Below are 8,217 nucleotides of genomic sequence, written 5' to 3'. Positions count from 1 at the left end.
ACCGAGCCGCGAACACCGGCGACACACCCGCCAGCTCACGCCCCATCCCCACCCACTGCGACCCCTGACCCGCAAACGCGAACACCGGACGCGCCGCCGAACGGGCCCGGCCAGAGGCGACCGCGCCTGCCGGGACACCCGAGGCAAGGCTCTCCAACCCGCCCACCAACGCGGCCCGGTCACCACCCACCACCACCGCCCGGTGCTCGAACACCGACCGAGCAGCCGCCAACGACCACGCCACATCCGCCGGTTCGAGACCCGGACGCCCGTCGACCCACTCCCGCAACCGCTCCGCCTGCCCCGCCAGGCCCGCCACCGAACGAGCGCTGACGACCCACGCCCGCGCACCGGAGACGACCCACGGCGCAGCGGGCGCGTTGCCTTCGTCCGCCGGGCCCGTGGTCGCCGGGGCCTCCTCCAGCACCACGTGGACGTTGGTGCCGCCGAGGCCGAAGCCGGAGACACCGGCGCGGCGGGTGCGGGAGCCGGCCGGCCACGGGACCGGCGCGGTGAGCAGCCGCACCCCGCCGGACGCCCAGTCCACGCGGGGCGTCGGTTCGTCGGCGTGGAGCGTCGCGGGGAGTTCGCCGTGCCGCAGGGCGAGCACGGTCTTGATGACGCCGGCGACTCCGGCCGCGGCCTGCGCGTGGCCGATGTTGGACTTCACCGAACCCAGCCACAGCGGCCGCCCCTCGGGACGGTCCTGCCCGTAGGTCGCCAGCAGTGCCTGCGCCTCGATCGGGTCGCCCAACCTGGTGCCCGTGCCGTGCGCTTCGACGGCGTCCACGTCGGCGGGGGTGAGGCGCGCGTCGGCCAGGGCGCGGCGGATGACGGCCTGCTGGGCGGTGCCGTTGGGGACGGTCAGGCCCTCGCCGGTGCCGTCGGAGTTGATGGCGGAGCCGCGCAGCAGGGCCAGCACGGTGTGGCCGTTGCGCCGCGCGTCCGACAGCCGCTCCAGGACGAGCACGCCGACGCCTTCGGACCACACGGTGCCGTCGGCGGCGGCGGAGAAGGGGCGGCACACGCCGTCGGCGGACAGGGCGCGCAGTCCGCTGAACGCGACGAAGTTCTGCGGGGTGGACATCACGGACACGCCGCCGGCCAGTGCCAGCGCGCAGTCGCCGGTCCGCAGGGCCTGGGCGGCGAGGTGGAGGGCGACCAGGGAGCTGGAGGCGGAGGTGTCGACGGTGAGGGAGGGGCCGTGCAGGCCGAGGAGGTAGGAGAGGCGGCCGGACATGACGCCGGGCGAGGTGCCGGTGAACAGGTGGCCCTTGGCGGTGCCGGGTGCGCTGCGCAGTCGGGGGCCGTACTCCCTGGGTTCGGCGCCGACGAACACGCCGGTGCGGGAGCCGCGGAGGTCGGCCGGGAGGAGGGCGGCGTTTTCCAGTGCCTCCCAGGAGACCTCCAGCAGCAGGCGCTGCTGCGGGTCCATGGCCTGTGCCTCGCGCGGGGGGATGCCGAAGAAGCCCGCGTCGAAGCCGGCGATGTCGTCGAGGAACCCGCCGCGGGTGAGGTAGGTGGTGCCGGTGCCGTCCGGGTCCTGGTCGAAGAGGGTGTCGGTGTGCCAGTTCCGGTCCGCGGGGAAGCCGGAGAGTGCCTGTCCGCCGTCGGCCAGCAGCTGCCACAGGTCCTCGGGTGAACGGACGCGGCCGGGATAGCGGCAGCCCATACCGACGATCGCCAGCGGCTCCGGGTCGGATGCGGCGGTGTCCTTCAGGACCGGCTCGGTCTCGTTCACAAGTCCCTCGGTATTCCGGAAGTCGGCTACGGTGCCTGCCCGCCGGTCTTCCGGCCGCGGTGGCGGCCGGAGGACCTGGGGGCTGCGACGGGGAGGAGGCGGGGCGGGAGGGCGTGCGGGGCGGTGGGCGTCAGCCGACCGGGTCCTTCTCGCCTGCCGCGGCGGCCAGTTCGGGGGCGGTGAGCCGCATCGTGGTCGGGGCGTCGCGGCGGTCGGCGTGCAGGTGGAGCTGCTGGACGCCTTCTGCGGCGGGTTCGCCGAGCACGGCGAGGCAGGCGCAGGGGTCGTCGGCGAAGCCGGCGAAGCGGTAGGCGATGTCCATCATGCGGTTGCGGTCGGTGCGCCGGAAGTCGGCGGCGAGGTGGACGCCGGCCCGGGCGGCCTGGTCGATGAGCCAGTTGAGGATGACCGCGCCGGCGCCGAAGCTGACCACCCGGCAGGAGGTGGCGAGCAGCTTGAGGTGCCACAGTTCGGGGTGGCGCTCCAGCAGGAGTACGCCGACCGCGCCGTGCGGGCCGAAGCGGTCGGTGAGGGTGACGGTGAGCACCTCGTGGTCGGGGTCGGCCAGCAGGGCGCGCAGTGCGGCGTCGGAGTAGTGGACGCCGGTGGCGTTCATCTGGCTGGTGCGCAGGGTGAGTTCCTCGACGCGGGAGATGTCCTCCTGGTCGGCGCGCTTGATCTCCATGACCAGGTCGAGGCTGCGCAGGAAGTCCTCGTCGGGGCCCTTGAAGGTCTCCTTCTCGGCTTCCCGGCGGGCGCCGGCCTGGTACATCTCGCGGCGGCGGCGGGAGTCGACGGTGATGGTCTCCGGGCTGAACTCGGGCCGTCCAGGGAGTGAGGTGGCCTGGTCGGCGGGGTAGCAGCGGACGTCGGGGGCGGCGTAGGTGACCTCGGCGCGCTCGGCGGGCTGGTCGTCGATGAACGCGATGGTCTTCTCGGCGAAGTTGAGGCGTTCGGCGATCTCGCGGACCGCGTCGGACTTGGGGCCCCAGCCGATCCGCGGGTGCACGAAGTACTCGGCCAGGCCCAGTTCCTCCAGCCGCTTCCAGGCCAGGTCGTGGTCGTTCTTGCTGGACACCGAGTGCAGGATGCCGCGGGAGTCCAGCTCGACCAGGGTGTCGAGGATGCCTGGGAACGGTTCGACGCTCGGGTCCTCCAGCAGGGTGCCGTCCCAGACGGTGTTGTCCAGGTCCCAGACCAGGCACTTCACGAGGGTGGGCTTGTCGGCCACGGGTTCTCCTACGGGCTTGGCTCGCGTCGGGGTGTCGCGCACCCGCGGACGCGAGCCGAGGGTGGTAACGGGCGGGCGCGGACGGCGGTACGTGCGCGGGGTGGGGCGGGGCCGGGCGGGTGCTCAGCCGGTCTTCGTGGTGGAAAGGACGTGGTCGGCGAGGATCAGCCGGCAGATCTCGTTGCTGCCCTCGATCAGTTCCATGAGCTTGGCGTCCCGGAACGCGCGGGCCACCACGTGGCCGTCGGAGGCGCCGGTGGAGCCGAGCAGTTGGACGGCGGTGGCGGCGGCGCGTGCGGCGTGTTCGGCGCTGACGTGCTTGGCGAGGACGGCCATGGTGCCCATGTCGGGGGCGGCGGCGTCCCACTGCCGGCTGGCGTGCTCGCAGGCGCGCAGGGCGACCTGTTCGGCGACGAGCATGTCGGCGAGGTGGCCGCGGACCAGTTGGTGCTCGGCGAGTGCCACGTCGCCCTGGTGCCGCTGCTGCACGTGGCGGCCGGCGGCGGCCAGGCAGGCCCGCAGGATGCCGACGCAGCCCCAGCCGATGGACATCCGCCCGTAGGACAGCGCGGTGGTGAACAGCATCGACAGCGGCTGTCCGCCGCCGCCGAGGATGTGCGAGGCGGGCAGCCGGACCTGGTCGAGGCGGATGTCGGCGTGGCCGGCGGCGCGGCAGCCCATCGGGTGCGGGACCGGGTCGATGTGGACGCCGGGGGCGTCGACGGGGACGACGGCGGCGGCCGCGCCGTCGCTGTCGCCGTAGCGGCCGACGATCAGCACGAAGTCGGCGTAACGGGTGCCGGTGACCCACTTCTTGGCGCCGTCGACGACGAACCCGTCGCCGTCGGCCTTGATCCTGGTCCGCATGGCCGCCAGGTCGCTGCCGGCGCCCGGTTCGCTGAAGCCGACCGCGGTGAGTTTCCCGCCGGTCAGTTCGGCCAGCAGGGCGCGCCGCTGCTCGCGGTCGCCGAAGCGCTGGACGGTCCAGGCGACGATGCCCTGGGAGGTCATCACGGACCGCAGGGAGCTGCACAGGCTGCCGACGTGGGCGGTGAACTCGCCGTTGTCGGCGCTGCTCAGGCCCAGGCCGCCGAAGCGGGTGGGGACCTGGGCGCAGAGCAGGCCGCGGCTGCCCAGGGTGCGCAGCACGTCGACGGGCAGTTCGCCGGCGACGTCCCAGCCGGCCGCCCGGTCACCCACGAGGCTGGTGACCAGGGCCTGCTCGTCGGTCAGGGTCGCGGGCATCTCAGTCCGTCTCCGCGCTGCCCTGCAGGCGCAGCACCAGGTCCGTCATGCTCTGCACGGTGCGGAAGTTGTCCAGCTTGAGGTCGCCGCCGACGATGGCGATGTCGTACGCCTCCTCGAGGTGGACGACGAGTTGCATGGCGAACATGGAGGAGACCAGGCCGGAGGAGAACAGGTCCTGGTCGAGTTCGACGGTGGTCTGGATGCGCTCGGAGAGGAAGTCGAGGAGCTCCTTGTGGAGGGTCTCGGCGGTGAGCGTGGTGGTTTCGCGTTCGGTGGTCATGACGCGACCTTTCCGTAGTCGTAGAAGCCGCGGCCGGTCTTCCGGCCGAGGTCGCCGTCGCGCACCTTGGCGAGCAGCAGGTCACAGGGGCGGCAGCTCTCGTCGCCGCGGCGCTCGTAGAGCACGTTGAGGGAGTCGACGAGGTTCTCCAGGCCGATGAGGTCGCCGGTGCGCAGCGGGCCGGTGGAGTGGCCGAGGCAGCCTTCCAGCAGGCGGTCGACGGTCTCGACGGACGCCACGCCTTCCTGGACGAGCATGGCCGCGGTGTTGATCAGCGGGTGCAGCAGGCGGTTGATCACGAAGCCGGCGGAGTCCTCGATGACGAGGGACTCCCGGCCGAGCAGCGCGAGCAGGTCGGTGGCGCGTTCCAGGACGGCGGGGGAGGTCCGCGGGCCGCGGATGACCTCCACCATCTTGATCATGTACGAGGGGTTCATGAAGTGGACGCCGAGCAGGTCCTCGGGGCGCGCGGTCCATTCGGCCATCTCGTCGATGGGGATGCAGGAGGTGTTGGAGATCAGGGTGGTGCCGGGCGCGACGAGCTTGGAGGCGGCGCTGAGCACCTCCTTCTTGACGTCGGCGACCTCGGTGACGGCCTCGACGACGGTGTGGGCGTCCACGATGTCGTCGAGCGACGCGGTGGTGGTGAGGGTGCCCTGCGGGCGGCCCTCGGGCAGGACGCCCATCAGCTGGGCGTGCCGCAGCTTCTGCCGTACGGTGCCGCGGGCCCGGTCGAGCGCGGTCTCGTCCACCTCGACCAGGACGACGTCGACGCCGTGGCCGAGGGCCAGTGCCGAGATGTTCGTGCCCATCACGCCGGCGCCGACGACGGCGAGCCGGTGCTCATCGAAAGCTGTGCTCATGGTCTCTTCCCTGGGGTCGGTGGGCCCGGTTCCGGCCGGCCGGTGCCGGGTCCGGCGGCCCGCTGGTTCCGGGTCATCCGCGTACCCTCGCGGCGAGGGCTGCGGGGGTCGGGTGGTCGAACACGTCGCGCAGTTGGAGCGCGGTGCCGGTGAGGTCCTCGACCTTCTGTGTCAGCACGGCGGCGAGCAGCGAGTGGCCGCCGGCGTCGAAGAAGTGGGTGTGCGCGGTGGCGTCGGCGTCGGCGCCCAGGAGTTCCCGGTAGATGCCGACGAGGTCGGCGACGAGCGGGTCGTCGGCCGCGGCGCCTTCGGCGGGTTCGGTGGCGGTCGCCGCGCCGGGTGCGGTGCGGGGGTGCCAGGTGAGGGTGGCGTCCGGCTGCCACTGGGCGGTCCGGCCGGTGCGATGGCGCGGTTCGCCGGCTTCGCCGGGGGCTGTTCCGGCGCGTACGAGGCACAGTTCGCCGCGTACGCCGACGGGCAGTTCGCGTCCGTCGGGGGCGGCGACGAAGGCCCGGGTGCCGGCGACCGGCCGGCCGCCGCGGGTGCCGTCGGGGGTGGTGACCCGGCCCAGCAGGGCCCAGCCGGCGCTCTGCGGGGTGCTGTAGCCGGTGTACAGCCGGCAGTCCGCGGCGAGGAGTTCCTGCACGGCCCGGGGGGACAGGTCGTCGCCCGCGGCGAGCACGGTCAGGCCGGGCAGCCGGCCGCCCAGGTCCTCCAGCAGGGCGGGCGGGGTGCCCGGGGGGACGACGAGGACGCCGGCCGTGTGCTGCTGGGCGAGCGCGTGCAGGGCGTCGGCGTCGCCGCGGGCCTGCTCGGGGGCGGTGACGAGGCGGCCGCCGGTGGTCAGGGCCAGCGCGGTGTCCAGGAGCGCTTCCGCGGTGCCGGGGCGGGCGAGGCTGAGCACGCAGGTGCCGGGCCGGACGCCGAGTTCGCGGGCGAGGTCGGCGGCGGTGGCGGCGAGGGCCGCGTGGCTCAGGGCGGTGCCGGCCGGGCGCCCGGCGTCCTCGTCGGCGGGCAGCAGGCCGGCGGTGGTGTCCGGGGCGAGTGCCGCGCCGGACGCGTCGCCGGGTGCGGTGGACTTCCCGGCGGCGGGCGCGGGCAGCGGAAGGACCGGGGGCGGGTCCGCGTCGGCGGGCAGGTGCAGCCCCGGCCCGGTGACGACGGCCTTCGCGCCGGCCTGCCGGGCCCGTCGCGCGAGCAGCGCCGGGTCCTCGGCGGGGTCGAGGGGCAGGCAGACCGCGCCGGCCCGCCAGCAGCCGAGCGCGGCGGCGGTCGCGGCGGCCGGCGGCGCCGCGACCGCCACGACGTCCGCGGCGCGTATCCCGGCGGCCGCGAGCAGGTCGCGGACGGCGTCCGCGGACGCGTCCACCTGGCCGTAGTCGAGGGCCTGTACGCCGTCCAGCACCGCCGGGTCGGCCGGTGCGCTGTGGGCGCGGGCGCGGAACGCCGCGTCGACGGCGGCCGGTTGGCCGGACGCGGCGGCGGTGTGGGCCCGCTCGACGGTGGCGCGGTCGGCGGCGCTCCAGCCGGCCGTCACCGCCAGGGGCCGGTCGGGGTCCTGGGCGGCCGTGACGAGCAGGTCCTCGAACCGGGCCAGCAGGGCTTCGGCGCCGTCGCGGGTGAGCGTCTCGGAGTGACGGAGCATCAGTTCCGCGCCGGCCGGGGAGCCGACCAGTTCCAGGTCGAACTTGCTGTGCGGGTTCTGCACCGCCAGCAGCCGGGCCGGCATGCCGTCCACCCGCAGCTCGCCGACCGGCCGGTCCGGGAGGAAGTTGAACAGGTGGCGGAAGAGCTGGGTCTGCCAGGACGTGCCGATCCCCGGCAGTCCGGCGGTGATCTCGTCCACGGGGGTGCGGGCGTGCGCCATCGCGCCGAGGAAGGCGTCCCGGGCCTGGCGGGCGAGGTCGCGGAAGCCGCCGGCGAGGTCCACGCGGATACGGATCGGCACGACGTTGACGTGGTAGCCGATGGCACCGCTCTGCCCGCCGCGGACGTCGACCGGGGAGCCGATCACCAGGTCGGGCCCGGCGCCGTGGGCGGCGAGGAGCGCGGCGTACGCGGCGAGCATCACCGCGCCGGTCGGGGCGCGCACCGCCCGCTGCAAGGCGACGGCGGCCTGCTGCGCGGCGGGGCCGAGCGTGCGGGTGGTGCTGGCTCCCGCGAGCATCGGCTGCCGGCCGCGCGGGGTGCCGCACCACAGGTCCAGCCCGGTGGGGTCGAAGCCGTCGAGGGCCTGGCGCCAGTGGTCGAGGTCGGCGGGGCGCGGCTCGGGTTCGGCCAGCGCCGGGACCGGGGCGGTGGCTTCCGCGGGCAGCGGGCGGCCGGCCGCGACGGCGTCGTAGACCGGGATCAGCGCCTGGAGCAGGACCCCGACCGAGACCATGTCGAACACCAGGTGGTGCACGGCCACGCAGAGCAGGTCGCCGTCGGCGGTGGCGGCGGTGCCGACCCGGATCAGGGGCCGCCCGTCGAGGGGGAAGGGCCGGTCGACGAAGGCCGTCAGGTCGTCCGCCACCGGCCCGCCCGACAGCTCCAGCGGCTCGACGGGAACGGCGAACTCCCCGGCCGGGACGACGTCCTTGTGCAGTTCGGCGCCGCGCGCGCGGAACACGGTACGCAGGACTTCGTAGCGTCCGGCCACCACCGCCAGGGCCGCGCCCAGGACGTCCGGGCGCAGCCGGCCGCTGACCTGGAGCGCCAGGCCCAGGTTGTTCACCCCGGTGCCGGGGACGAGTTGCTCCAGCAGCCAGAGCGCCTTCTCCTTGGCGGTGGTGGCCGCGGGGCGCGGATCGGCCGCCGGGGGCGCGGCCGCGGGCTCGGGGGCACGCGCCGGCGGGTCGGGCTGGAAGTCCAT

The 8,217-nt window shown here is 74.7% G+C and carries 6 protein-coding genes; all 6 read right to left on the bottom strand.

The annotated features are described in order from the left end of the window. Positions 1-1,741: type I polyketide synthase (locus tag WA788_RS34105; RefSeq protein WP_335984210.1), on the bottom strand; the 1,741-nt coding region annotated here is incomplete at its 3' end. Between the two features lie 130 nt (positions 1,742-1,871). After that, positions 1,872-2,972, bottom strand: a complete 1,101-nt coding sequence (locus tag WA788_RS34100) for an HAD-IIIC family phosphatase (protein WP_335984209.1) — start codon at positions 2,970-2,972, stop codon at positions 1,872-1,874. A gap of 123 nt (positions 2,973-3,095) precedes the next feature. Continuing rightward, a complete protein-coding gene (locus tag WA788_RS34095) occupies positions 3,096-4,217 on the bottom strand; it encodes an acyl-CoA dehydrogenase family protein (protein ID WP_335984208.1) in 1,122 nt (373 codons plus the stop codon). Position 4,218: 1 nt separating this feature from the next. Beyond that, positions 4,219-4,500, bottom strand: a complete 282-nt coding sequence (locus WA788_RS34090; RefSeq protein ID WP_335984207.1) for a phosphopantetheine-binding protein — start codon at positions 4,498-4,500, stop codon at positions 4,219-4,221. Then, positions 4,497-5,363, bottom strand: a complete 867-nt coding sequence (locus WA788_RS34085; protein ID WP_335984206.1) for a 3-hydroxyacyl-CoA dehydrogenase family protein — start codon at positions 5,361-5,363, stop codon at positions 4,497-4,499. Before WA788_RS34085 ends, WA788_RS34090 begins: the two co-directional genes overlap by 4 nt. A 73-nt stretch (positions 5,364-5,436) precedes the next feature. After that, complete coding sequence (locus WA788_RS34080) at positions 5,437-8,217, bottom strand: condensation domain-containing protein (RefSeq protein WP_335984205.1); 2,781 nt, start codon at positions 8,215-8,217, stop codon at positions 5,437-5,439.

The sequence above is a fragment of the Streptomyces sp. CA2R106 genome, assembly GCF_037034245.1.
Lineage (GTDB): Bacteria > Actinomycetota > Actinomycetes > Streptomycetales > Streptomycetaceae > Actinacidiphila.
This window is presented reverse-complemented; position numbering and strand designations above follow the sequence as displayed.

Excerpts from the sequence above, each read along its gene's own strand:
- WA788_RS34095 (WP_335984208.1), bottom strand. The coding sequence starts at position 4,217 with ATGCCCGCGACCCTGACCGACGAGCAGGCCCTGGTCACCAGCCTCGTG.
- WA788_RS34090 (WP_335984207.1), bottom strand. The coding sequence starts at position 4,500 with ATGACCACCGAACGCGAAACCACCACGCTCACCGCCGAGACCCTCCAC.
- WA788_RS34085 (WP_335984206.1), bottom strand. The coding sequence starts at position 5,363 with ATGAGCACAGCTTTCGATGAGCACCGGCTCGCCGTCGTCGGCGCCGGC.
- WA788_RS34080 (WP_335984205.1), bottom strand. The coding sequence starts at position 8,217 with ATGGACTTCCAGCCCGACCCGCCGGCGCGTGCCCCCGAGCCCGCGGCC.